The organism is Salinicola halophilus (genome assembly GCF_003206155.1).
In the GTDB taxonomy this organism is placed as follows: Bacteria; Pseudomonadota; Gammaproteobacteria; order Pseudomonadales; family Halomonadaceae; genus Salinicola; species Salinicola halophilus.
Window position 1 is genome coordinate 299244 of record NZ_PZJV01000001.1, and the last position, 22197, is coordinate 321440.

A 22197-nucleotide genomic window follows, 5' to 3' on the forward strand; every position below is an offset into this window, starting at 1 on the left:
TTTTCCTTCCATGCCCCATCCATCCTAGTCCAGCGACGATTTCTTCGCGTCATTCTGTGACACCCAAAGACCGCCCGTGACTTGAAAGACGGGTACAGAACCGGGTACAAAATCGGCTTCTTATGACCCGCTCTCTGGATCTGTACCCACTCTGGCAAGGATGACGCATGGCGCTGACTGACACCTGGCTGAAAGCCCAGTTGAACCGCGAGCATGACGCTACGTTCACGAAAGCCGATCGCGACGGTCTGGCCGCGAGGGTCTCGCCGAAGGGGAAGATCACATTCCAGATCCGCTATCGAATTGACGGCACCCGCCACCGACTCGACCTGGGCTCCTATCCTCTGACCTCCTTGAAAGAGGCTCGCCAGCAAGCTCTAGAGGTGATGAGAATGGTCGAGGCTGGCTTCGATCCCAAGGTGGAGCGAGCAATTCAACGGAAGCAGCGCCGAGGCGAGGTGACTGTCGAGTCGGTGGTTCGGGAGTGGTATGACGGGTATTGCGAGCAGAACAAGAGCAACCCGGGCCAGATAATTCGCACGTTCGAGATTCACGTCTTCCCCGAGCTCGGCGCACTACCCGCGGACAAGGTGAGCACCGATGCGTGGATGACGTTGCTCGAGACGGTCGCGAAGAAGTATCCAGCCATTGCCGAGCGCATCCTGATCAACATCAAGCAGGCCTACAAGTGGTCGGCAAGGCGTGGGCGTGTCTCCACGCAGCCGCTTCAGCACATCGGCGCCAGGGGTGACCTGAACCTCAAAAAGCGATCCAGCTCGCATGTTATCCCTGACACCGATCTGGCGCTGATTTGGCGGGCCACAGGCATGACGCGGATGATGCCGAAGAACCGCCTCTTTGTCCGTCTCTGTTTGCTCTACGGCTGCCGAAGCGGGGAGTTGCGGTTGAGCGACATCGAACATTGGGATTTGAAAGAGGGCGTCTGGACTGTCCCGCCAGAGAACCACAAGACGGGGAAGCAAACCGAGCGACCGATCGTGCGGCCGATCTTTGAGCCAGCCAGAGAAATGCTGCTGGAGGCGAAGGCGCTATCACCTAACCGGAAGGGGGCGCTGTTCACGAATCGAGACAGCAAAGAGAGGATGGGGCGCTCGGCCGTACTGCCACTGCCGTACAACATCATGCAGTGGGCACGCCGACACGAAGGGGTGGAGATGGCGCATTGGTCGATGCACGACCTGCGGCGAACTATGAGGACGAAGATCTCCAGCATAGTGCCGCCGCATGTCGCTGAAGTAATGCTAGGCCACGTGATGCCGGGCCAGCAGGGCGTTTACGACCGCTACGACTACATGGCCGAGCAGCGCGATGCTTACGAGGCATGGTGGAATTGCCTCAAGGGCATCGTATCAGCCGATTGATCGCGGGCATCGGCGTCGAACTGGCGAATATCGTCGATGTGCCAACGATTGAACCCGGCTGAGCCTCCAAATACCGGCGCGGGGAAGGGCTGTTCTTTGCGCTCCATCCATCTATAAATCGTCCGTCGGCAGACGCCGTAGCGCTTGCAGACTTCTTTCGTTGTGAGATAGACCTTTCCGGCCTCAATCTGATCAGTCATGGCTTTCTCTTCTCGAGTGGCAGGGAAAAGCCGGCTGCGCGCCGGCGTGTGGTGAGAGGTACTCGCTGTCATGGTGTCGTCGCCGCTGGCGTGCTCGGATCGGCCTCACCGCCGAGCCACTCCACAAGCTGATCGACCAGCTGTCCGAGCGCGTTGCTCCACAGCGCGAAGTCGGTCTCGAGCCGCACGGCCGGGTCGTCGCCGTCCTCTGACTGGCTCGCTTCATCCAGCAGCTTGTCGTCGAATTCGAGCCCCTTGATGCTCAGGTCGTCATGTAGCACGAACCGCGCGACGCCCTCGATGCCGATCGCCATCTTCGACGCCTGGCGTCCGCCCTCCATGAGCGACTGCAACTCTGCGCTGTCGAGGTCAACCGCTCTCGCGCGGTAAACGCCGTCATCCTCCGCGGCGCGTAGTTCGACCTGATCGCCGAGAAGCAGACTCGCCGGGCGGCTCTCGGCGTCGCTCAACCACTGGGTCATGCCGCGCCCCGGCGGCGTCTTGGTCGCCAGCGGCGTCACCTTCAGCGAGTCGAGTGTCTGCCGGAGCAGATCCAGCACCTCTTCCGCGCGCTTACGGCTCGAGGCGTTGACGCCGATCAAGCGGCGGCTCGTGTCCCACCACAGCTCAAAGCGCTTGGTGGTCGTGAACGCCTGCGGCAGAAGCTCTTCCAGCACCTGCTCCTTGAGCAACTGACGCTCGCGCCGCGACAGCGACTGACCCTCGGCAGACTCGCGAGCTTCCCGGCGCTCGTTGACCTCTTCGTTCACTACGGCAGCAGGCAACAAGCGTTCTTGCCGCAGCATCGCGAGCAGGATGTGCCGGTGGATCTCGTGAGCGTAAAGCTCGCTTTGGCTGCCGGCGGGCTTCGTCCAACCGACGCGACGCGCTTCGCGGTCGCTGACCGGGCGGAATGCGCAGCATGCTAGGGCCTCGTCAAAGGCGACGGTGTCGAGCAGCTCGTTCTGGTCGTGCACGCAGAATAGATGGATGGCGGTAGGCCACATTGAAACTTCCTCTAGGTACTTTGAGGCAATAGCTGCCCGTATCGGCAACGTGTTAGGTTCGCCGATCGAATAAGGCGCGTATCGACTTCAGGTGGTTAACAAGGGGGGGGCGCACGGTTCAGCTATCCGCCCCGCGATCCAGAACAGGCTCAATTTCATGCTCAGTTTGAGTTTCCAAAGATCCATCGCCGCCGCTGCTTTCTTGCTGATAGCAGGATGCGCCGCTCAGCCCGGGAAGGAGTTTCGGTTCTCAAATACAGGTGGTGAGGTTGTGATTCCCCCGGAATGCGTAGAGCGCGCGGAGCTTAGGCGCGACAGCGCGAACAAGCCTTTCATCGATATGAGTCTTTCCGAGACTGCCTACTGCCACGGGAAGATGAACGCTTGGCTCGAGAACCACGTGGGCGAGGCGGTCAGTTTCTACTTCGGTGAGGACAGGATTTCTGGGCCGTCTAGGGTCTACTCGGGGCTTCCCGCCGCTCACATTCGAGTGGCGTCTGAGAACGTCGCCCTGCTCAAGCAAATCGCGGTGGCGCTCGCAGACCAGTAGGGTTACCGCCAACCCGGCATCCCGGCTAAGCGATGGCAAACATGTCGCTCTGACGCTGCTCTTGCGCGAGGCGAGGCGAAAGCCATAGACATTCGGTGCGAGACACCGCGCCGCGCTGGCCTAGCTTCATAATGTCTTCACGTACAAGCCGCCAGGTAGAAAATCTCAGGGTGATTAGTGCACTGTTACGCGCATGCTGTTAGCGTAGAGTTTATCAACCAAAATTTGAATAACCTTTGAGAATAAGGATTTATCAATGGGTTTGAATGAACTTGCCGAGCCGAGCGAGATTAACATACGCTTCACCTCGAACGTTGTTAGCCAGGGTTATTTCGAACTACTAAAACAAGAGTTCTCGACTTTCATTAACGAGCTCACTCAATATTTCAACCTATCTAAGCTGGAAGGTGTCTGGGTAACTGATGACCTAGGTGAAACCTTGAACTCTATAGACGTAGGCTACGAGGAGATCAATCCGAGAAGCTTTACTAATAACGATCAGCTTGTAGCAGTGGCAAAATGCGTCAACGTCATGCGCGAGGACGGTAGAAAAATTGTAGTTATATATACGGTAACCGCGCTGGCAGGACTACTTAGCGAGGAGAGCGAGGCAACTAAGCTCTCCGGCGCGATTGTAGCCCACGAGCTTGCTCACGTTGACAATGCCGCAATGATAGACGCCTACTATCCGGGAACGGTACTCAATCATGTATACACGTCCTTAAAAGAGAGCATATGTTCCGGTAACAGTATGATTTTATGGAACGAGTACCATGCATGTCGTGCGACTGGATTTATAGATCGAGAGGTTACTCTCGGAAACCTAAAGCAGAGTTTCCATGAGCACGCTTATTTGGGGTTGAGGAAATCACAAGACGCTCTAGATAGCTATCAGGATCACCTTGACATACCCAGAGCGGTGTCAGAGGTTGCAGTTGCGATGCTCGAACCCATCCGTGTCGCATCCTACATGCTCGGATATTTTGATAGTATCGATAGCAATGAAAGTATTGAAGATATGGTAAATGACGACGTGCCGGACTTTTATAAATGCATAGTCTTAGACTTGCATGAGGTATTGCAAAGGATGTGGATAGATCTTTATCATTGGGATCCTGACACGATTTTTTTACCCTTGAATCAACTAATCGACCAAGCTATTCAAGCGGGAGGCATACTGTTGACCACTCAGAACGGTCAGGAGCATGCACGCATTAATCGCTTTACTGCTCCTGAACGTCTTCCTTAAGAGTGGCCCCGTCTCGTGGGGCATACGGCGCCGCGAGGTAGAGTCGGAGGTCGGTGTGTCGGTCGCTGCCGGTGTTGCCCACCGCCGGCTGGGGTATGACGTAGAGGGGCTAGAAGGGGATTTCGTCGTTGAATTGGTCGAAGCTGCCCCCGGCGGGCGCGCCATAGTTATTGCCCGGCTGTTGGCCGCCCTGGCTGTTCGCGCCACCGCCGTTTTGCTGTCCGCCCTGGGGCTGCTGGCCGTTACCCGAGCGGCTATCGAGCATCTGCATATCGCGCCCGCGAATTTCCGTCGCGTAGCGTCCCTGGCCGTCCTGTCCTTGCCACTTGCGCGTTCGCAAGTTGCCCTCGATGTAGACCTTCGAGCCTTTCGCGAGATAGCGCTCGGCGATCTCGGCGAGCTTCTCGAACAGAATCACGGTGTGCCATTCGGTACGATCCTGGCGCCGACCGCTCTGGCGATCGGTCCATGCATCGGTGGTCGCGAGTCTGAGCTTCGCGACTTTCGTGCCGCCGGGCATCGATCGAACCTCCGGGGCGTCCCCGAGGTTGCCCAGCACGATGACTTTGTTCACTCCGCGTGCCATGTGGCCCCCTTAGGCGTCGTCGTTGTCGAATGCGACATGGCGCACGTCGCCGTCGAAGATCGCCTGCACCGCGGTCTCGGCGGACTGCCAGTCGAGCCCGGCGTCGATGAGATCCGCGCGGGCGGCGTCCCAGTTCGATTCGCTGCCGGTCGCGGCCGTAGCGCCCCAGTCTTCTTCGTCCGCCCAGGAGGTATCGGCCTCGGAAGGTTCCGGGCCGGCCGTCACCGTTGGCTCAGGGGGTGCCTGCGACTCTTGCTCAGCCTTGAATCGCCGCAGCTCTTCGAGCTCGGCTCGCTCGGCTTCGCGTGCCGCCTCCTGCTCCTGCATCCGGCGTTTCTCTTCATTGATGCGTGCCTGCTCGGCGGCGAGCTGCTCACGTTCCAGCGCGGCGGCGTGCATGTCGCCGATCGCATGGATGACGCGGGCGCGCTCGTCTTCCGCCTCGCCGGTCACGTCGTAGTAGTCGGCGGTGCTGATCGACTCGGCCTGCTCGTGCAAGTCGGCGAGCGCCGAAGAATCCAGCCCCTGCGCGGTATCGAGGTAGCTGGTGATGTCGCGGGCGATGCGCTGGCGTAGCTGAGCGATGCGTTCCTCTTTCTTGCGCTGCTCGGCCTCGTCGGCCGCTTGCTTGGCATCACGGTGTGGCCGTTCCAGCTTCTCGATCTCGCCGATCAGCGCCTTTCCGTAGTTGTTGGCCTTTTCGACGAAGTCGCGGTGCGGCTTGGTGATCGCCAGCCGTGCCTTGTCGGTGCCAGTGCGGTAGCCGGTCAGCTCCTTGATTGACGCCTTACCGGCCTTGTAGCCGTCGGCGGTGGAGTAGTCCGGCACGTTCCCGTGCTTGGCGCGAAGCTCGGCCAGCGCTTTGTCGACGCGGGTGAGCTCGGCGAGTTCGTGGCCGTAGGGCTCTTGGTCCTGCAGCTGCTCGGCGGTATCAGCCATTGGTCGCTTCCTCTGGTTGGTTGGTCTGGGCGACGCGCTTCGCTTCCTCGCGCTCACTTACCACGCGTTCTGTGCCGTATTTCGCGGCATCTTCGATTTGCTTGCGCACGATCTGGCGCGTGTGGTCGTCGACGCGCGCCACCCTGGCGCGGTCGTCGAGTTGAGATAGCGCTTTGTCGGCGGCCATCGCGATGCTTCGTGGGTGCGGGATCTTCTCCCGCAGCATCTCGCTCTGGTTTCCGGCCCACGTCTTGAACTCTTGTCGGAGTCGATCGAGTTCGGCGTCGAGATCCTCGGACTTTTCGAGCCGCTCTTCCGTTTTGCGAGCTTCGACGTATCCGGTGTCGTCGTAGAGCCCTGAGAACACGTCAGCGGCGAAGCCGAGCAAGCTCAGGCATTTCTTCATTGCGTCAGACGTGGACTTCTTCGGCGCTTCTCCATCCGTGATCCATTTACCCATCGTGGTCCTGTAGATCGCGCGGGTGTGGCCGTACTGAGTCACCTCGCCTCGCTGATTGTCATGCATGAACCAGAGCGTCATGCGAATGGTATGAGTCTGCTCGTGACCAATCAGCGCGCCTTTCTCATCGATGACTGGCGCCCCTTGGTCGAAGCGCTCGTCGTCGATGCTGTAGCCCCAGCCGATCCCCATCGGCCCGAACTCCCGCGTCGCCATCCGGATCATGTGGACGGTATCGATAGCGCGGATTTTCTGCCCGCCGACAGTGGCCTCTTTCGTAGCCGACTCGGGGGTCGTCTTCACACGATCCCAAAGCGCCATGTGGCTGCCGGCCTGTTGCTGGCCGGCGTTGTCGTGAGTCGTGCTCATGCTGCCTCCATGAATTCCGCCGCGACGTCGCCGCCCATCGCCATCTCGTGCTCGATCTCGTCAGCAGCTTTGCTGACGAGGTGGCTGTGGTCCGGGTTAATACCGAGCGCCCGGCAGGCGATGCACGCCGCCGCCCAGTTCCAGATGGCTTCGAGCGAATTGCGCAGCCAGTCGGCGCGCTCACCGCTCAATACCCGGGCCTGCAGCCGCTCATACGCGGGATGCTCATAGCAGTGGGCCAGCACGTCGCTCGACTCATAGACGCTGTAGCCCTGGCAGTCGCCGAGATCGCGCTGGGCGCGTTCTAGCTCCTCGTTATGGCTCATGACACCCTCCATATCTCGATGCGTGGCTGTTCTCCGAGGCGCTTGCGCTGTAAGCGGCGCTTGAATCGCGTCATTCGTGATTCGGGCGCGCGATCGGATAGGCCCAGCCGTTGCCGGGCTACTCGTGCGGTATTGGTCATGGCTGGACCTCAGGAATAAAAAAGCCCGGCAGGGAAGGGCCAGGCAAAGAGCCGCCGGGTGGCGGCACGCGGGGAATAGTCGCGCGAAAGACCAACGTGCTATTGGCATCGCGATAGTGAGATGTGATGTTCGAGGACGCCCGAAGAGGCGTTACAAAACCACGACGCAGGGGAACAACATGAAGAAGCTACTGATCGCCATGCTCACCAGCATGGTCATGGCCGTGACGGCCGTCGCCGCCGAGCCAGCCGCCGAGACTCAAGCGTCGCAGGCGGTGCAGACGTTCACCCAAGAGGTGGCATTCGAGGGTGAGTGCCCGGCGGTTGCACCAGAGTTCTCGTCGCTGACCGCGGACGATGGCCAGATGCTGGCGCAGGGGTGCTGCAAGGTCTGTCGAAAGGGTAAGGCGTGCGGCAATAGCTGCATCAGCCGAAACTACACGTGCCACCAGCCCGAGGGCTGTGCCTGCGACGGCTGATTCCTCACCCGAAACGGCTCTCTGACAAAGCAGTTTCGGGTGCCGCCGTATTCTCAGCCCAGCGGCAGGCTATAGGCCGCACTACGCAGCGGATCGCGTCATGCCCTCGATGTGCTCCATCTCTTGCTCGTAGCTCGCGCCGTGCAATACGACGTTGCCATCGGTATCCCGAATCGTTCTGATGTTGCCGTTGCCCAATCGGCGCGGCTTTCGCTCGATCGTGTAGCCGAGTCGATCCCAGTGCCAGTTGGGGCTGCCTGTTTGCGTTTCCATGCTTCTCTCCCGTTGGTGATATCCCGAAGCAGCCTCTTCGAAGCCGCTTGGGGATGCGCCCTGATCGCAGGGCGCTCTTCGTGACACGATCCGGCATCGCTCTCTGCCGTGGGAGCCATCCCCGTTACGCCGTAGCCGTCTGTCGCCGGGCGCCCGCTTGGTCGATCGTGTCCCCGCGCCTGCTGTTGCACTTCGAGCCTCTGCTGGAGGCGGCGCGAGCCCCATTCCTCTCATGGGGTAGAGATCCTGAGTTGTTAAAGAGCGTGGCCTAGGAGGGCCAAGCGATGCGTTGTGCGTCGCTGTGGTTCCAAATATCACGCATTGTGTTTTATGAGTCAACACGGAAAGTGATATTTTTTGCGGTTGGGGTGTGGTGGCACAACAGGCGGGCACAAAAAACCCGCCAGGTGGCGGGTCGTAGGTAGAAGGAAAGGGGGCGTGGCTACCGAATACGTAGGTCCTGCTCGAAGTCGACGCTGCAATCCCTGACTTGAAATGCCTGTTGGGGATCACGTCCCATTGCGCCGCCTTCGTGCTGGGTCGAGCTACATATTTTCATCTTTCCAGTCGACGTATCCAGTAATACCAACGCCTGTAGTGTGTGCTCTTCTCCCTTTAGATTCACAGGGTAAGCGGATTAAATGGTTGATCTTACCTTTGCATGAGAGTGAGACAGACCGGCATCTCATCGGATTATCTGGTTGATGCTTCACCTACTGCTGGTGCATGTTTCCTTCGCTAATTCCAGCAAGAACCCCACACGCCTCAACTTCCCGGTCATCGTTGCAACTCGCTCTCAGTGAAACGAGTTGTTTCTCAAGCGCTTGCAGAGCGGTTATCTGCGACCGCACATGAGAGATGTGATCATCGAGCAAGGCGTTGACGGCGGTACAAGGCTGATGAGGGTCGTCCTGATAGCTCTGTAGTTCGTGAATCTCAGCCAGTGACAGGCCCAGGATTCTGCAGCGACGGATGAAGGCCAGCCCCTCACCATGCTTCTCGGTATAGACACGGTAACCGTTGTCCTGCCGATCAGGCGGCGGCAACAAGCCCTGCTGTTCATAGAAGCGGATCGTCTGTGTTTCGACCCCTACCAACTGCGCCAACTGACCAATGCGCATCAGCCTCCTCCCCAACGGATTCTTTACTCTATTGACCTTATAGTAGCTTTATAGTTTTAAATGGTACCACAACATTGTTCAAGTGGAGTCGTATCATGAGCAAATCCTGTGGTGGCGCCTGTGGCGGTGATGCAACGTCCGCAGCGGATACCGATATACAGGCCTCCTCCGAGGCGCCAGGGAGATGGGTCAGTGTTTATGCCGTGCCGAAGATGGACTGTCCATCAGAAGAACGAATGATTCGCCTAGCCCTGAACGGCTTTGAGGAGATTCGGGCGCTGTCCTTCGACTTGTCGAACCGCCGGCTGAAGGTCGTGCATGACGGCGAGATCGAGCCCGTCACCTCGAAACTGAAGACCTTGGGGCTAGGCGCCTCGCTTCAGGAAACCGTCGCTGCAAATCCGGAGACCATCAAGGCCGCCGAGTTTTCGGCAGCTTCTGCTAAGCAAGAATCCGGGACCCTGCGCTGGTTGCTCGGCATCAATGCACTTCTGTTCGTGGTGGAAATGACTGCCGGTCTGATCGCCCAGTCCACCGGCCTGATTGGAGAATCCCTGGACAATTTTGCCGATGCGGCGGTGTACGGGCTTGCCCTTTATGCGGTTGGACATAGCGTGAAAATGCAGGTACGTGCCGCGCATCTTGCTGGTGTACTGCAACTGATCTTGGCTGTGGGCGTGCTCGTAGAGGTGGTGAGACGCTTTGTATTCGGTAGTGAGCCTGAATCGCTGGTGATGATGGCTATCGCATTCGTCGCATTGATTGCCAATACCAGTTGTCTGCTGCTCATATCCAAACATCGGGAAGGCGGGGCGCACATGAAGGCAAGCTGGATATTCTCGGCCAACGACGTGGTGATCAACCTGGGGGTCATCACCGCCGGCGCCCTGGTCGCGTGGACCGGTTCCAATTATCCGGATCTGATTATCGGCACCATCGCGGGGGGCATTGTACTTAACGGTGCCAGACGCATTTTGGCGTTGAAGGGTTAAATAATGCTCATTATTGGCAAAAAGCTCTCGCCATATGCCCTATTGTCCATATCGGGCCTGCTGGCAGCGTCTGATCAGGCTGTAAAGTGGCTGGTGCAGCAATCAATGGCCTATGGCGAGTATGTTTCGGTGACCCCGTTCTTTAACTGGGTGCACCTATGGAACACCGGTGCCGCATTCAGTCTTTTTGCGAATGGTGGAGGCTGGCAGCGCTACTTTTTATCGGAATCGCGGTAGTGGTCTCGATTTTTCTGATCAAGCTGATCCTTGAAAATCGTCATAAAGGAGAAGCCATCGCTTACAGTCTTATCCTCGGTGGCGCCATGGGCAACCTGATTGACCGGGTCTTTCGCGGCTATGTTGTGGATTCCTTTGATTTCTATTGGCGAGACTGGCATTGGCCGGCCTTCAACCTGGCTGATATTGCAATTGTCCTCGGTGCCTTACTTTTCGTTTCCAGCAGCTTGTTGGGTAAAAAAGCAAACACCAATGCCGAGCCGGATGGATCTGACTGACACCTACGCCTATACAACACCATGACCGAACTTCCCGACAACATCCTTCACCTGCCGCAATACCAAGTACTGGGCTGCAAATCAACCGACGACGAAATGCACTTCCAGGTGGACGTGCCCGATCCCATCGCCTGCGAGGAATGCGGCGTGCAGGGTGAGTTCGTACGGTTCGGCAAGCGTGACGTTCCCTATCGTGATCTGCCCATCCACGGCAAGCGGGTCACTCTCTGGGTGGTCCGCCGCCGATACACCTGCCGGGCCTGCAAGACAACATTCAGGCCCCAGCTACCGGAGATGGTGGACGGATTCCGTATGACACTGCGGCTGCATGAGTACGTGGAGAAGGAATCCTTCAACCACCCCTACACCTTTGTGGCGGCACAGACCGGCCTGGACGAGAAGACGGTGCGCGACATCTTCAACGCCCGCGCCGAGTTCCTGGGGCGCTGGCACCGCTTCGAGACGCCCCGCATCCTGGGCATTGACGAGCTATACCTGAACAAGCGCTACCGCTGCATTCTGACCAACATTGAGGAGCGAACCCTGCTCGACCTGCTGGCCACCCGCCGCCAGAACGTGGTGACCAACTACCTGATGAAGCTGAAAGACCGGCAGAAGGTCGAGATCGTCAGCATGGACATGTGGAACCCCTACCGGGCAGCGGTCAAGGCTGTGCTGCCCCAGGCCCGTATCGTGGTCGATAAGTTCCATGTGGTGCGCATGGCCAACGATGCCCTAGAGAGAGTGCGCAAGGGCCTCAGAAAGGAGCTGAAACCGTCCCAGAGCCGGACTCTCAAGGGAGACCGGAAAATCCTGCTGAAACGCGCTCACGAAGTCTCAGACCGGGAGCGCCTCATCATGGAGACCTGGACAGGCGCGTTCCCGCAACTGCTGGCCGCCTACGAGCACAAGGAGCGCTTCTACGGCATCTGGGACGCCACCACACGGCTCCAGGCAGAAGCCGCCCTGGACGAGTGGATAGCCACCATCCCGAAGGGCCAAAAGGAAGTCTGGAGCGATCTGGTCAGGGCAGTGGGAAACTGGCGCGAAGAGACCATGACCTACTTCGAGACGGACATGCCCGTCACCAACGCTTACACGGAGTCCATCAACCGACTGGCCAAGGACAAGAACCGTGAAGGGCGCGGTTACTCCTTCGAGGTGATGCGGGCACGAATGCTCTACACCACGAAGCACAAGAAGAAGGCACCGACTGCGAAGGTCTCTCCTTTCTACAAGAAAACCATCGGTTACGGACTGCCGGACTTCGCAGAGGAACTCAACTACGGAGTCGATCTATCAACCATCTGAGGGTGGTATCAGATTGATGGGGTGAAGGTGCCCCATCAACCATTAAATCCGTATACCCGATTCACAAAAGGATATTCGACATTGATAAGCTCGAAGCGACCAGGCTCAGCGAGAGCGTTGAGCGACGTTGCCAGCAAGCCTACGAGCAATACCCCCGTTAGCTTCTTCATACTTCTGCTCCAGCAAAAATGACTGTTCCCACGATCCGGCAATTGCCATTGATCGAAACGTAAGGCTCTGGCCAATTGGGATTCATGGCCTTCAGCATCCGGTGGCCACCGTCCTCGATGTACTGCTTGAACGTCGCCTCATTCGAGTCGCTCAAGATGGCCACCACCTTCTTGCCGCTCAGCGGCATTACCTCTGGGTCGACGAAAATGATGAAGTCTTGAGGGAAGAAGGGCGCCATCGAATCACCTTTGACGCGCAGCGCGAAGGTCTGTCCGCTGCACTGCACCGGACAGGGCCACTGCCTTGCCTCAGAGACGTCGATTTGAGAAGTCTCGATCGAGGTCCAATCGCCCGCCTGAACCCACGACAATTCCGGGACGTAACGGATTTGGGACACGACCGGCGCAGCATTACTACCAGTTCGCTCGGCATCCGGCATGCCACTGTCGCCGTTCCATAGCCAGTTGACGCTGACCCCTAGCACCCGAGCTATAGCCTCCAAATCGTGCCTTTTCGGCTCACGAAGATCCCGCTCGTAGTTCGAAATGCGTCCTTGCGACTCCCACCCGCACTGCTTCGCAAGCTCAGGCTGAGTAAGCCCAGCTTCGATTCTCGTGCGCTTGATTCTCTGTCCGACAGTATCAGCCATCCCGGCATCCTCATGATTTGCGAACAGGTTAACCACGTAGCGTGATGAGTCACTAGACTTATCGTGTTTTACAGAAAACACACATCGTGATATACATGCGTTATTCATCACGAGATGTTGATCATGAACCTTCGAGAACTCCGAGATAAGGCTCAGCTGACTCAAAGGGAGCTTGGTGAAGCTACCGGCTTGGGACAGACCGCCATTGCCAATTACGAATCCGGCTATCGCAGCCCGGATCTTAACCGTGTCGCGCGCATCGTTGTTGCGCTTCGTCGGCGCGGCGTGAAGGTCACGATCGACGACATCATCGGTGACCTCCTTTCCAACGCCGCCTAACCCTCCGCGCCGTCCGTGAGGCCCGCGTGCATTCCCCAACGACAGAAGGACCACGTCAATGCACAGGAACGCTCTGCCGGATCGGCGCTACAAGCACGACGACGAACTGCAGCTGCATCTCGTCAAGCCCCGGTTCACCGAGTCCGAGATCGCCGCAGTTGAAGCCGAGGCGGCAATGAGTCACGGCGGCAAGCTCGCCGCGCTGGTTCGCGAGGCCACGATGCTCGGCATCGAAGCCATGCGCCAACGCCGAAGCGATCTCTTAGCCCGGCTGCAAGCAGGTGAGAGCCTGCCGCCGGACGAGAGCGAAAGCCTCGAAGCCGCGCTCGCCGCTTTGGCGTCCCAGAACATCGCTGCGAACAGGAGTGTCGCGCAACAGAACACGGCCTAACAGGGCCGGGGAGTCGGTAATGATCGACGGACAACACGTAATGCGGGCATTCGACCGTCTGCCAACAGACGACCAGCAGTACATCCGCGACGAAGCGGCGCGCCGAGGCATCTCGGTCAAGGACTCGATGCTGGCGCAGTGCCTGGGCGGATTGGGAGGGATGCAGGAGCAGCTCTACTCACTCCGCGGGCCGGAGAAGTCGAGGGCGGGACTGCGAGTCGTGAAGTAGGCGAGGGCGGGCATTCGTGCCCGTCATTGCAGCAGGCAGTAGGGCCTAGCAGGCCGAAAGCAACCAACAGGAAGGGCAAGCCAATGGCAGACCTCGAAGCAACTCCGTCCAGAGAGCAGCACGCCCAGCTCGAGATAGTCGATCGCGCGCTGAGTGGCCCGGCGCTATTCGTCGCAGCGCTGGAGCGCGGCCTAGGCCCTAGCGATGGCCAGAGCCTAGGCGGCTGGGTTGCCGAAACCGTCGATCAGGCACGGCAGAGCGTACTCAAGAACTCATCGCCTTGCTGCGAGCAAGAGCCTCTTCGGCATCGTGTTCAGGGTACTGACTGAAGTGCTGGACCAGCTTCTCATGGCATTCCGTGAGCTGCCTGGCCAGCGAGTCGCCTTTGGAAAGGGCAAATGTCTTGCTGGCTTCGGGAGAACGCAGCGCCTCCACGAGAACGAGCGTGGCAGCGTTCACGGCGTGCTTGGGTGCGTCAGACATTTTGGGCCTCCGTGGCCGTCGTGTGTGTGGAAACTCCGACGTTAGCACGGAAGCGCTTGAGATCATTTGAAACGAAAAAGCCCCGGCGGTGGTGGGGACCATGTGCCGGGGCTCTAGCGATAGCTCGAGGATGAATATGACACAGGCAGCGACAGTAATCCAGTTCCCAGACCGTCGAGACGACGGACAGCCAGGCCCTGATAGGCCGGCGAGGAGTATCCAGGTGGAAGACGGCTATGTGCGAACGGCAACGCCGATCGTCGAAGCGTTCTGCCGCGTGCCGCTCACTAGTCGCGAGGCGCGTGTGATTCGGGTAATTGAGCGCATGACCTACGGCTGGCAGAAGGCCGAGGACTGGATCGCCGCTTCGGTGATTAGTGACATGACCGGCATGTCGCCGGGCAAGTGTTCGGAAACGTTGAACGCGCTGATCCGAAAGAAAGTGGTCAGCCGTGCCGGTGGAGGGCAGTCGCCCATCCGCATCAACAAGAACGTCGAAGAGTGGGATTTCAGCACACAAAAGGCGCGAGTTACTCCAAAACGGGAGACCGCTCCAACTTGGGGAATCCCACCCCAAGATGGGGTAACTAAACGACCCCAAGATGGAGAAACACCGAAAGATAGGAAAGATACCAACCCCCTCACTTCGTTCGGGGGAGATTCATCGGAGCCGGAAACGACGGCTGCCGACCCCGCCCCGGAAAAAACCTCGGCGAAGCCCAAACCCAAGGTGCAGAGCTACCCGGCTGAGTTCGAGGCGCTCTGGGCTGAGTATCCGAAGCGCGGCGGCAGCAATCCGAAGCGCTCGGCGTTCAATGCCTGGCAGGCACGGCGCCGCGAGGGCGATTCGCTCGAGACCATGCTCGCCGGCGTCCAGCGCTACGCCACCCACTGCCGCGCCAAAGGCAACGAACACACCGAGTTCGTCATGCAGGCCCAGCGATTCCTCGGCACCAACCGAGAATTCGAGAACGAGTGGCAGGCACCGGCCGCGCCGCCGCGGGCTGACGGACGCCTCGGCATGGCGCAGCCCAAGCCTCAGGGCACCTACCAGACCAACGACGATGATCTGCCCGACTGGGCTAAGGGGTTCGCATGACCGCAGTTCGGGGACACCTCGCCGAGATCATGTCCGGCACAGCTAAGACCAAGCCCGGCCAGTGCCGCGTTCACGGTGAGTTCACGGATTACCAGATGCCGAACGGCCAATGGTCGGGATGCCCCGAGTGCTCGCGAGAAAACGCGGCGGGCCTGAGCAGCGCCACCGTTCAAGAGCATCGGCGGCAAGCCACCGAGGGTGCCGCGGCGAAGCTGCGACAAGGCGCGATGATTCCGCGCCGGTATCAGCAGCGGAGTCTTGACGGGTTCGAGTGCCAGACGCAAGAGCAGCGTCGCGTGCTGAGTGTCTGTCGCGCCTACGTCGATCGGTTCGCCGACCGGCTGGAGCAGGGCGGAGGTATGACGCTGATCGGCAGCGTTGGCACGGGTAAAAGCCACTTAGCGTACGCGATCGGCAATGAGCTCCTCACCAGCGGCTATCGCGTCATGGGTATCGACGTCTACGAGCTGATCGACCTTGTCAAAGAGCGCGCCTTCAGCCGACGCGAGGGCTCGAGCGAGCGAGAAGCGATAAAGGCATTCGTCGCCGACCTCGACCTCCTGATTCTCGACGAAGTCGGCGCGCAGCTCGGTACCGAATGGGAGCGTCTGGCGCTCTTCAAGATCATCAACGAGCGCTACAAGCAGCAGCTCCCCACGATCCTCATTTCTAACCTCGACCGAGACGGCCTCGAGCAGTATCTCGGCGAGCGAATCATCGACCGAATGGCCGAGGGTGGCGGCGCGACGCTGACGCTCGACTGGGCCAGCCATCGCCAGAGAGGTGCCGCATGAACCAGAAGACCGACCTGCAGATGCTCATTCTGCGATGCCTCGAGCGGCACGCTGAGCCAGTCAACACCCACCAGATAGCCGCCGAAGCGATGATGCGCGGCGGATTTCATCCGACCACGCCCGACATCCTCGCCGCGATTTTTAGCCTTCGCGAACGCGGGTATGCAGTTGCTGACGATGAAACCGGAATCGAGCGCCGTTACTGGCTCGAGCCCACCAGTGGAGGGACTGCTGCATGAGCCTGTTGCAGAGAATCGGCGACCGCCTGACCGGCGTGCTGGGGCGCGACCGCGCTGGAAAGCCGTTGCGCGCCGGCGATCGGGTCATCCCGGCGCCGCCCGCTGGCTACTGCGTACCCCCTAAATTCCAGTGCGAGATGACGGTTGATCGTATAAGCGATTCGCCGGGCTATCTCGTGTGCTCCACGCCTGATGGGGTGATGGGCAAGGGCAAACCGTCCTATCTCCGAAAGATCGATGACTCTGAGCACGACGCGAACTGGGGGCGCGTCACCGAGCTCACCGGCTGGACGCCCCGCCCGGTTGAGCAGCCGGCCGAGGTGCAGGCATGAGCAGGTCGGATAACCGCTGGCATCGGCCCGAACTGGACTTCCTCGCCGCCAAGTACCCGTTGCCCGGCTGGACAGTGACCGAGATCCAGCTTGCGCTCCCTGGCCAACGCCGTACCCGCGCCGCGATCGCGCGGAAAGCGGCGTATCTCGAACTCGGCAAACTGCGCCGCGACAACGTCGAAGCGATTCGCGCCCGGATGGTCGAGGACATCTACGACATGTGCGTTCTCGACTACACCGCGGGCCGCATGGCCGAGGAGCTGACTACCCAGTACCGGATGCCGGTCGGCGAGGACCTGGTAGGGCAACTGATGCGCGAGCGGCTGAACGCGTGCACGTACCGCTGCTGGCTGCAGCGCTATCCGGATCGGCTGGCGCGCGGGCATGTCCGGGGCTGGGAAACGACGAGGAGGGCAGCATGACACCGCAGACCGAACTCGGCAGCCAGATGGTAGCTAGGGCCGATGCCGACGATCTATCTGCCGACCACGAATTGAGGGAGCGCGCTGAGCAGTTTGAAAACGCCGCCGCTGGATTTTTCGCAAGCGAGCAAACCGTCAACGTCCGACAGTTTGCCGGTGCATGGGCCCGCGCCCGTCGGGCATGGAGCAACTACACGGGGGAGTCGTTGGTATGAAACGAGAGTGCGTTTATACCGTTGCGTCAATCCGAGATCTGCAGGGGTCACTGTCTATGGTCGCGAATATGGCCGGGCGCGGGCTCAGGGCGGGAACCATCGAGATCGTACTGCGCCGGCCGGCCAAGCGCCGGAGCCTGGACCAGAACCGGAAGCTGTGGCCGATGCTCGCCGATATCTCCGAGCAGATCGAATGGCCGATCAATGGCCGCATGGACTACCTGCCCGCCGAGGACTGGAAGGACATCCTGACCGCCGGCCTCGACTCGGAGCAACGCGTCGCCCAGGGCATCAACGGCGGATTCGTCATGCTGGGACGTCGGACGAGCAAGATGCGCAAGAAGGAGTTCGCCGAGTTGATCGAGCTGATCTATGCGTTTGGCGCCGAGCGCGGCGTGGCATGGAGCGAGCCCGCGATGCGAGCGTACGAGCAATACAGGGAGGCGGCATGACGTTCATTTCGAAGATGCCAGAGCTGCCGCCACTGTCCGAAGCGACGGTCCAGGACCTGGTTGCCAAGCGCTGCCGCGATCTCAAGCACGACGTCACTGTCCCGAATTGCGGCGTGTTGGGGTGGGAGTCCGATGTGGTCAGCCTGACGCGTACACGTCTCACCCACGATTTCGAGATCAAAGTCTCTCGCGCTGACTGGCTGGCCGAATGCCGGAAGATCCGGGCCGGGCATGAGGTTGATGGGCCATACGCCAACCCCAAGGCTGCACGCGCGTGGTACTGCCGTAATGCTGGAGGCATCGCCAAGCAGATACGCCAGCACCTGCGAACGACTACCAAGACCGGCAACTGCGCGCATTACACCGATTTCGACGGTCGTATCGTGGCGCATGCGGGCCCCGCGTATTTCTGGATGGTGACGCCGCCGGGAGTAATCGCCGACGGTGAGTTGCCCGAGTACGCCGGCCATATCGTGGTTTGGGAGCGAGGCGCCAGTCGGCGACTGCAAGAGGTCCGTCCGGCGCCCCGGCTGCACACGGTCAAGATGGGTGATGCTGACGTGCTCACAATGGCCCGGGGTGTGACGCTCCGCTACTGGCAGCAGCGCCAGGGGGTGGCCTGATGCTGGCACAACGGCAAGCCGTCCACCGCGACCGCAAGTGGCTCAGCGCCGTCCACGAGCTTGACCAGTGCGTCCTGTGCGGCGGCTGGGGCATTCAGGCAGCACACCGCAACGAGGGCAAAGGCATGGGCCGCAAAGCCGACGACTGTCTTGTTGCGGCCATCTGCCCGGATTGCCATCACGAGATCGACAATGGCCCGGGCATGACGCGGGAGCAGCGGCGCGCTCGGCTCGACCAGGCCATTCTCCTTACCGTCCAGCAGTTGGCCCGCCGCGGCCTGATCGGGGTGAAGTGATGGAGTCAGTCGTTCTGTTCGTGCCGTACATCGCGAGCAGCTCCAACACCCGGCAGCACTGGACAGCCCGGAAACGTGAGGTCGACGCCTGCCACCTGATTGTTCGCGATGCGGTACGCCGTGCCGGTCTGTGCCGTATCGAGCAGCCCGTGGATCTCGCGTTCACCCCGAGGCTGGGCAAGGGCGTCCGGCGCCGGGACACCAGCAACTACAGCTACAGCCTCAAGCAACTCGAGGACGGGCTCGTCGCTGCCGGTGTGCTGCCGGATGATCGGGGCGAGTACGTGCGCAGGGTGGTGATGGAGCCGCCGGTAGTCGACCGGAAGGCCGAGACGGGTACTTGGATCGAGATTTGTGAGGCACAGCGAGATGCAGCGCCCCTTCGAGCTGGCGACAGGCCGCTTGCTTCATTAGAGTCCTAGGGTGGAAGCCAGCTCAAGTTAAAATGGGGGTGCACATTGGATATAGCTCCGAGCGAAATACAAGAACGGGCCTTAGCGGCAATCAAGTTTGCCGAGTCGCAGTATGGTCCCAGGTGCGAAGATTGGAACTTTGAAGGCGTTTTGTTCCAAGAGAGTCCACCTCACATTCGCTATTGTCTGGATCGACGGGCGGTCATGATCGCCTTGAGCAATAGAGCAAAAGATGATGCATTACAGCTCGATTTCCAGTTGGCGCACGAGGCCGCTCACATTCTATACCCCGCGTGGGATGGACAATCGGGGTCGCCGAGCGAAGCAACAGTTTTAAACGAAGGGCTCTCTACCATCCTCTCTATAATGATCGTTAGGGAGGGCTACGGGGAATCCAGCGCCATGGAGCTGCTAGCCGATTTAGAAGAGCACAACAGAAGCTACCGAACGGCGTACGCTTTGACTATCGAGCTTCTGGCTGAAGACCACGAGTCGATAAAGAAGGTTCGGTCAGTGAATCCATTAGTCAACGACTTGAGTGAGTCGGACTTTGCGGCTGCTGGCGTTGAAGTTCCACCCGACCGTCTCGCGGTACTGCTCCAGCCTTTCAGTTCTATCGAGGGCTTCCGATAGCGCCGTAACGGTACGACGGCACGGCACACGGTACGCCGTGCCGTTTTCGTTCCGTAGGGCACTGCCATATGATCGTGATCGTTGATTCCGCAAGCTGGTAGCTAGGGTGAAGATGATTGCGAACGCGATAGACAAAATGCGTCACCGGGTCATATTGGAGCTCACGCCAAACAGGTGTGGTCTTGCGGCAGGCGCGGCGGTGATACTCGGTGCCTTCGCCATTTTCTCAGGGTTAAGTGGCTCAGGCACAACGCACGGGCTGAAACTGACGGGCGGTGGGTTCAGCATGGCAGTGGGTTTGCTTGTGCTCATGATCTTGCCGGTAGCGATCGGGTTCGGCGCTCGCCGTTTCGCAAGGCAAAAGCGCGCGGCGTACTTCGTCGAGCGGCAGAAGCAAGCGCGGTCGGGGCGCCGGAGGAATACCAGTGGCCGATGAGTCGTTCTGGGCGGGGTTCCTCGCCAACGGTGCGGGTGCTGCGATTGGTGCAGTGGTCGGCGGGGTGCTTGCCTACTTGGGAGCCAGCGCGGTCAGTCGTCAGCAGACGCGGCAAGCGAAGCTGGAAGAGGCACTGACTCTCAATCGCTCATTGGCGAAAGAGGCCAAAGAGGTGCTCCGTAGCGCTGAGCAGCTAGCCAAGTATGGCGAGACTGGGCCAGCATCCGAGCGAACAGATATAGCGAGAATAGAGTCGGTGGTGGAGAAAGCAGACTCCCTCTACACGCTGATGGAAGTTCACAAGCCTGATCTAGTTCAGGACGCTAAAATACTGTCTGCAAAGGTAAGTCACGCCAATTTTCTCTGTTGGGCACTGCGAGGTCTTCCTGCCATTGGGATGGAGCCCAAAATCAGCTCTCAGCAATTCGCCGATCTGCAAAATGACATCAGAGAGAGCTCGAAAAAACTACATGGCCGTCTCATAAGGGAGTCTTCAACAGTGAGTCCGCGCAGTAGGTCCAAGACGAAAAGCCGTTACCGATAGCTCTATTCCCGCATACGCACCGATATAGCCAAATAACGCTATTTGCCACCCTACAGCTCCTCGATTACTGTACACCCATACAGTCATTGATGGAGCCCGATCAATGGAAAGCCCCCAATCCGTTGGCGATTACCGCCGCCCACTACCTCAGTACGTTGCCGCCTGGCGCGATTCACTACTCGAACGCGGCTGGCACGAGTACGACGGCCACCCACCTCCTGAGCAGAGCATGATCGAGTATCACGTGATCTGGCGCGGCTCGATCTGGTCCGGCCGCTGCCGGCTGCGTGATCAGCGGTGGTCCGATTCCAGCATCCCAGGTTCACATGCCTACCTGGTCGCGGCCTCGTTTGCCGATGTCCCGCTGCGCCTGTGGCGTGAGGCGGACAACGGGCGTTCGCCGGTAGGGCCCATCAAGCGCGACTCATGAACCGGGCGCTGCAGTGGCGGAAGGGGCTCGAGCGGAAGGGCTGGAAGAACGGCCATCGATTCCCGGCGCCCGCCGACGAGATGATCGAGTATCACGCCGTTTGGCGTGGACGCATTTACTCGGGCCGGTGCCGGCTGATCGATTGCCCCGAAAGCGATCGGTGGAATGAGGGCTCGCATCGGTACTTGCTGCAGCGGCGGCTTAACGTCGAAGAGGTGGTGTGGCGGCGGTGTGGTTGCGCTTCGATGGGTTCATCGATCGGGACTCCCATGTCACCGTAAGAGGCGAATCTGATCACAGTAGAGGGACGCTGATATGAGCACTGAGCGAGATAACGATGGGCTCGACGAAAACCTAGACGATCAACTCATAGCTTGGGGGAAGGCAGCGGCGGGATTGATCCCGGTAGTTGGCGGCTTCGTTGGGGAGATGATTGGTAGTGTCATCCCGGCTCAGCGCTCTGACCGGATAGCTGCATATTTGCGAGGCTTGAAGGAAAGGCTGGACCACATGAATGAAGAGCTTCAAAGATCCATCCGCAACAACGCTGAGAAGATCGATCTCATTGAAGAGGGCGGATACCAAGCTGCTAGAGCTACCACGGCAGAGCGTATAAACCTCATCGTGGAAGCGGTCGCGAGGGGGCTGACGGCTGAGGAATCTGAGGTGGTCCGCCGGAAGCGTCTATTGGTTCTGTTCGGGCAGTTAGATGAAGACGAAGCAGCCATCCTCAACGCCTACGGTCAGTCGTATGGGCGTGGTATGGGAGATCCTGAGGACCCGTTCGCTGGTATAAACCGGCCGCGACCTCCTAGGATTGGCGGTTCTCAAGAAGATGTTGACGCAAACTCGCTCTATGAGATCGGCGTCACCCACTTAACGAGGCTGGGGCTCTTGAAGAAAAACTACGGTTCTCTCAAAAAGGGGCAAACACCGACGTTTGATCCGCAGAAGGGGGACTTTGAGCATCGGGTGGAAGTTTCGACATTGGGGCGCCTCCTTCTAAAGGAGATTGGCCGCCCCACGCCTTTCGATCAACAGAACGACTAGCTCTCGTTAATCACTCTCAGGTCAAGCCCGTAACATAGTCCCCGACCACGCCGTGAGG

At 59.5% G+C, this 22197-nt stretch carries 33 protein-coding genes and 1 pseudogene; 24 read left to right on the top strand and 10 right to left on the bottom strand.

Annotation, left to right across the window (positions count from 1 at the left end; all coding sequences use genetic code 11):
* Positions 1-167: 167 nt before the first annotated feature.
* Entirely contained in the window at positions 168-1382 is a 1215-nt protein-coding gene (locus DOM33_RS01285; protein ID WP_110665122.1) for a tyrosine-type recombinase/integrase, read from the top strand.
* Here the strand turns inward: DOM33_RS01285 and DOM33_RS01290 are convergent.
* Together DOM33_RS01290 and DOM33_RS01295 are read right to left on the bottom strand one after the other, a co-directional pair.
* Positions 1334-1582 carry a helix-turn-helix transcriptional regulator gene (locus tag DOM33_RS01290; protein WP_110665123.1) on the bottom strand — a complete coding sequence of 83 codons (249 nt, stop codon included), beginning with the start codon at positions 1580-1582 and terminating at the stop codon, positions 1334-1336. The two genes, DOM33_RS01285 and DOM33_RS01290, sit on opposite strands and share 49 nt — an antisense overlap.
* Positions 1583-1650: 68 nt before the next feature.
* Positions 1651-2589, bottom strand: a complete 939-nt coding sequence (locus DOM33_RS01295) for a recombination-associated protein RdgC (RefSeq protein ID WP_110665126.1) — start codon at positions 2587-2589, stop codon at positions 1651-1653.
* A 157-nt stretch (positions 2590-2746) separates the two neighbouring features.
* Here DOM33_RS01295 and DOM33_RS01300 point away from each other — a divergent pair, with 157 nt between their 5' ends.
* Together DOM33_RS01300 and DOM33_RS01305 are read left to right on the top strand one after the other, a co-directional pair.
* A complete protein-coding gene (locus DOM33_RS01300; RefSeq protein ID WP_162617850.1) occupies positions 2747-3139 on the top strand; it encodes a hypothetical protein in 393 nt (130 codons plus the stop codon).
* Positions 3140-3395: 256 nt separating this feature from the next.
* Positions 3396-4388, top strand: coding sequence for a hypothetical protein (locus DOM33_RS01305; protein ID WP_110665130.1), 993 nt, complete (start codon positions 3396-3398; stop codon positions 4386-4388).
* Between the two features lie 109 nt (positions 4389-4497).
* Here the strand turns inward: DOM33_RS01305 and ssb are convergent, their stop codons facing one another.
* The 4 genes from ssb to DOM33_RS01325 are packed head-to-tail and all read right to left on the bottom strand — an operon-like array spanning position 4498 to position 7068.
* Positions 4498-4974 carry a single-stranded DNA-binding protein gene (gene ssb, locus DOM33_RS01310; protein WP_110665132.1) on the bottom strand — a complete coding sequence of 159 codons (477 nt, stop codon included), beginning with the start codon at positions 4972-4974 and terminating at the stop codon, positions 4498-4500.
* A 9-nt stretch (positions 4975-4983) separates the two neighbouring features.
* A complete protein-coding gene (locus DOM33_RS01315; protein WP_110665134.1) occupies positions 4984-5913 on the bottom strand; it encodes a hypothetical protein in 930 nt (309 codons plus the stop codon).
* The gene (locus DOM33_RS01320; RefSeq protein ID WP_204352584.1) at positions 5906-6742 is read right to left on the bottom strand and encodes a hypothetical protein; all 837 of its coding nucleotides are present in this window, start codon (positions 6740-6742) and stop codon (positions 5906-5908) included. Before DOM33_RS01320 ends, DOM33_RS01315 begins: the two co-directional genes overlap by 8 nt.
* Positions 6739-7068: a hypothetical protein gene (locus DOM33_RS01325; RefSeq protein ID WP_110665136.1), complete on the bottom strand. Its 330-nt coding sequence runs from the start codon at positions 7066-7068 to the stop codon at positions 6739-6741. Before DOM33_RS01325 ends, DOM33_RS01320 begins: the two co-directional genes overlap by 4 nt.
* Before the next feature lie 319 nt (positions 7069-7387).
* Between DOM33_RS01325 and DOM33_RS01330 the strand changes: the two genes are divergently transcribed.
* Positions 7388-7687, top strand: coding sequence for a hypothetical protein (locus DOM33_RS01330; protein ID WP_110665138.1), 300 nt, complete (start codon positions 7388-7390; stop codon positions 7685-7687).
* A gap of 81 nt (positions 7688-7768) precedes the next feature.
* Here the strand turns inward: DOM33_RS01330 and DOM33_RS01335 are convergent, their stop codons facing one another.
* The gene (locus DOM33_RS01335) at positions 7769-7960 is read right to left on the bottom strand and encodes a hypothetical protein (RefSeq protein WP_110665139.1); all 192 of its coding nucleotides are present in this window, start codon (positions 7958-7960) and stop codon (positions 7769-7771) included.
* 713 nt (positions 7961-8673) lie between these two features.
* Entirely contained in the window at positions 8674-9081 is a 408-nt protein-coding gene (gene cadR, locus DOM33_RS01340; protein ID WP_004364961.1) for a Cd(II)/Pb(II)-responsive transcriptional regulator, read from the bottom strand.
* Between the two features lie 95 nt (positions 9082-9176).
* On the opposite strand from cadR, the gene DOM33_RS01345 reads away from it, so the two are divergent.
* From DOM33_RS01345 to DOM33_RS01355, 3 genes and pseudogenes are all read left to right on the top strand, one after another.
* Positions 9177-10073, top strand: coding sequence for a cation efflux transmembrane domain-containing protein (locus DOM33_RS01345; protein WP_110665141.1), 897 nt, complete (start codon positions 9177-9179; stop codon positions 10071-10073).
* Between the two features lie 105 nt (positions 10074-10178).
* A pseudogene (lspA, locus tag DOM33_RS01350) lies at positions 10179-10588 on the top strand (signal peptidase II).
* A gap of 21 nt (positions 10589-10609) precedes the next feature.
* Complete coding sequence (locus DOM33_RS01355; RefSeq protein WP_011918377.1) at positions 10610-11899, top strand: ISL3-like element ISPpu12 family transposase; 1290 nt, start codon at positions 10610-10612, stop codon at positions 11897-11899.
* Positions 11900-12065: 166 nt separating this feature from the next.
* On the opposite strand, the gene DOM33_RS01365 is transcribed toward DOM33_RS01355, so the two are convergent.
* Complete coding sequence (locus DOM33_RS01365; RefSeq protein WP_162617851.1) at positions 12066-12719, bottom strand: LexA family protein; 654 nt, start codon at positions 12717-12719, stop codon at positions 12066-12068.
* A 123-nt stretch (positions 12720-12842) separates the two neighbouring features.
* Between DOM33_RS01365 and DOM33_RS01370 the strand changes: the two genes are divergently transcribed.
* The 3 genes from DOM33_RS01370 to DOM33_RS01380 are packed head-to-tail and all read left to right on the top strand — an operon-like array spanning position 12843 to position 13678.
* Positions 12843-13058: a helix-turn-helix domain-containing protein gene (locus DOM33_RS01370; protein ID WP_162617852.1), complete on the top strand. Its 216-nt coding sequence runs from the start codon at positions 12843-12845 to the stop codon at positions 13056-13058.
* Positions 13059-13116: 58 nt separating this feature from the next.
* On the top strand, positions 13117-13449 hold the full coding sequence (locus tag DOM33_RS01375) for a hypothetical protein (protein ID WP_110665147.1): 333 nt from the start codon (positions 13117-13119) through the stop codon (positions 13447-13449).
* Between the two features lie 19 nt (positions 13450-13468).
* A complete protein-coding gene (locus tag DOM33_RS01380; protein ID WP_110665149.1) occupies positions 13469-13678 on the top strand; it encodes a hypothetical protein in 210 nt (69 codons plus the stop codon).
* 264 nt (positions 13679-13942) lie between these two features.
* Here the strand turns inward: DOM33_RS01380 and DOM33_RS01385 are convergent, their stop codons facing one another.
* On the bottom strand, positions 13943-14161 hold the full coding sequence (locus DOM33_RS01385; RefSeq protein WP_110665151.1) for a hypothetical protein: 219 nt from the start codon (positions 14159-14161) through the stop codon (positions 13943-13945).
* Between the two features lie 223 nt (positions 14162-14384).
* Between DOM33_RS01385 and DOM33_RS01390 the strand changes: the two genes are divergently transcribed.
* From DOM33_RS01390 to DOM33_RS01460, 14 genes are all read left to right on the top strand, one after another.
* On the top strand, positions 14385-15260 hold the full coding sequence (locus DOM33_RS01390; RefSeq protein WP_162617853.1) for a replication protein: 876 nt from the start codon (positions 14385-14387) through the stop codon (positions 15258-15260).
* Positions 15257-16054 (top strand): ATP-binding protein, encoded by a 798-nt coding sequence (locus tag DOM33_RS01395; RefSeq protein ID WP_110665155.1) that lies wholly within the window; start codon positions 15257-15259, stop codon positions 16052-16054. The genes DOM33_RS01390 and DOM33_RS01395 overlap by 4 nt, the downstream gene beginning before the upstream one ends.
* Complete coding sequence (locus DOM33_RS01400; RefSeq protein ID WP_110665157.1) at positions 16051-16293, top strand: hypothetical protein; 243 nt, start codon at positions 16051-16053, stop codon at positions 16291-16293. The genes DOM33_RS01395 and DOM33_RS01400 overlap by 4 nt, the downstream gene beginning before the upstream one ends.
* Entirely contained in the window at positions 16290-16625 is a 336-nt protein-coding gene (locus DOM33_RS01405) for a hypothetical protein (protein ID WP_110665159.1), read from the top strand. Before DOM33_RS01400 ends, DOM33_RS01405 begins: the two co-directional genes overlap by 4 nt.
* A complete protein-coding gene (locus tag DOM33_RS01410) occupies positions 16622-17047 on the top strand; it encodes a hypothetical protein (protein WP_110665161.1) in 426 nt (141 codons plus the stop codon). The genes DOM33_RS01405 and DOM33_RS01410 overlap by 4 nt, the downstream gene beginning before the upstream one ends.
* A complete protein-coding gene (locus DOM33_RS01415; protein ID WP_110665162.1) occupies positions 17044-17262 on the top strand; it encodes a hypothetical protein in 219 nt (72 codons plus the stop codon). The genes DOM33_RS01410 and DOM33_RS01415 overlap by 4 nt, the downstream gene beginning before the upstream one ends.
* Positions 17263-17318: 56 nt before the next feature.
* Positions 17319-17714 carry a recombination protein NinB gene (locus DOM33_RS01420; protein ID WP_110667410.1) on the top strand — a complete coding sequence of 132 codons (396 nt, stop codon included), beginning with the start codon at positions 17319-17321 and terminating at the stop codon, positions 17712-17714.
* Complete coding sequence (locus DOM33_RS01425) at positions 17711-18337, top strand: hypothetical protein (RefSeq protein ID WP_110665164.1); 627 nt, start codon at positions 17711-17713, stop codon at positions 18335-18337. The genes DOM33_RS01420 and DOM33_RS01425 overlap by 4 nt, the downstream gene beginning before the upstream one ends.
* The gene (locus tag DOM33_RS01430; RefSeq protein ID WP_110665165.1) at positions 18337-18633 is read left to right on the top strand and encodes a hypothetical protein; all 297 of its coding nucleotides are present in this window, start codon (positions 18337-18339) and stop codon (positions 18631-18633) included. Before DOM33_RS01425 ends, DOM33_RS01430 begins: the two co-directional genes overlap by 1 nt.
* Entirely contained in the window at positions 18633-19055 is a 423-nt protein-coding gene (locus DOM33_RS01435; protein WP_110665167.1) for a RusA family crossover junction endodeoxyribonuclease, read from the top strand. The genes DOM33_RS01430 and DOM33_RS01435 overlap by 1 nt, the downstream gene beginning before the upstream one ends.
* Positions 19056-19250: 195 nt before the next feature.
* On the top strand, positions 19251-19679 hold the full coding sequence (locus DOM33_RS01440) for a hypothetical protein (RefSeq protein WP_110665169.1): 429 nt from the start codon (positions 19251-19253) through the stop codon (positions 19677-19679).
* Positions 19680-20104: 425 nt separating this feature from the next.
* Positions 20105-20659: a hypothetical protein gene (locus tag DOM33_RS01450; RefSeq protein ID WP_110665173.1), complete on the top strand. Its 555-nt coding sequence runs from the start codon at positions 20105-20107 to the stop codon at positions 20657-20659.
* 103 nt (positions 20660-20762) lie between these two features.
* Entirely contained in the window at positions 20763-21089 is a 327-nt protein-coding gene (locus DOM33_RS16070) for a hypothetical protein (RefSeq protein ID WP_162617854.1), read from the top strand.
* A 315-nt stretch (positions 21090-21404) separates the two neighbouring features.
* On the top strand, positions 21405-22139 hold the full coding sequence (locus DOM33_RS01460) for a hypothetical protein (RefSeq protein ID WP_110665177.1): 735 nt from the start codon (positions 21405-21407) through the stop codon (positions 22137-22139).
* Positions 22140-22197: the final 58 nt, after the last annotated feature.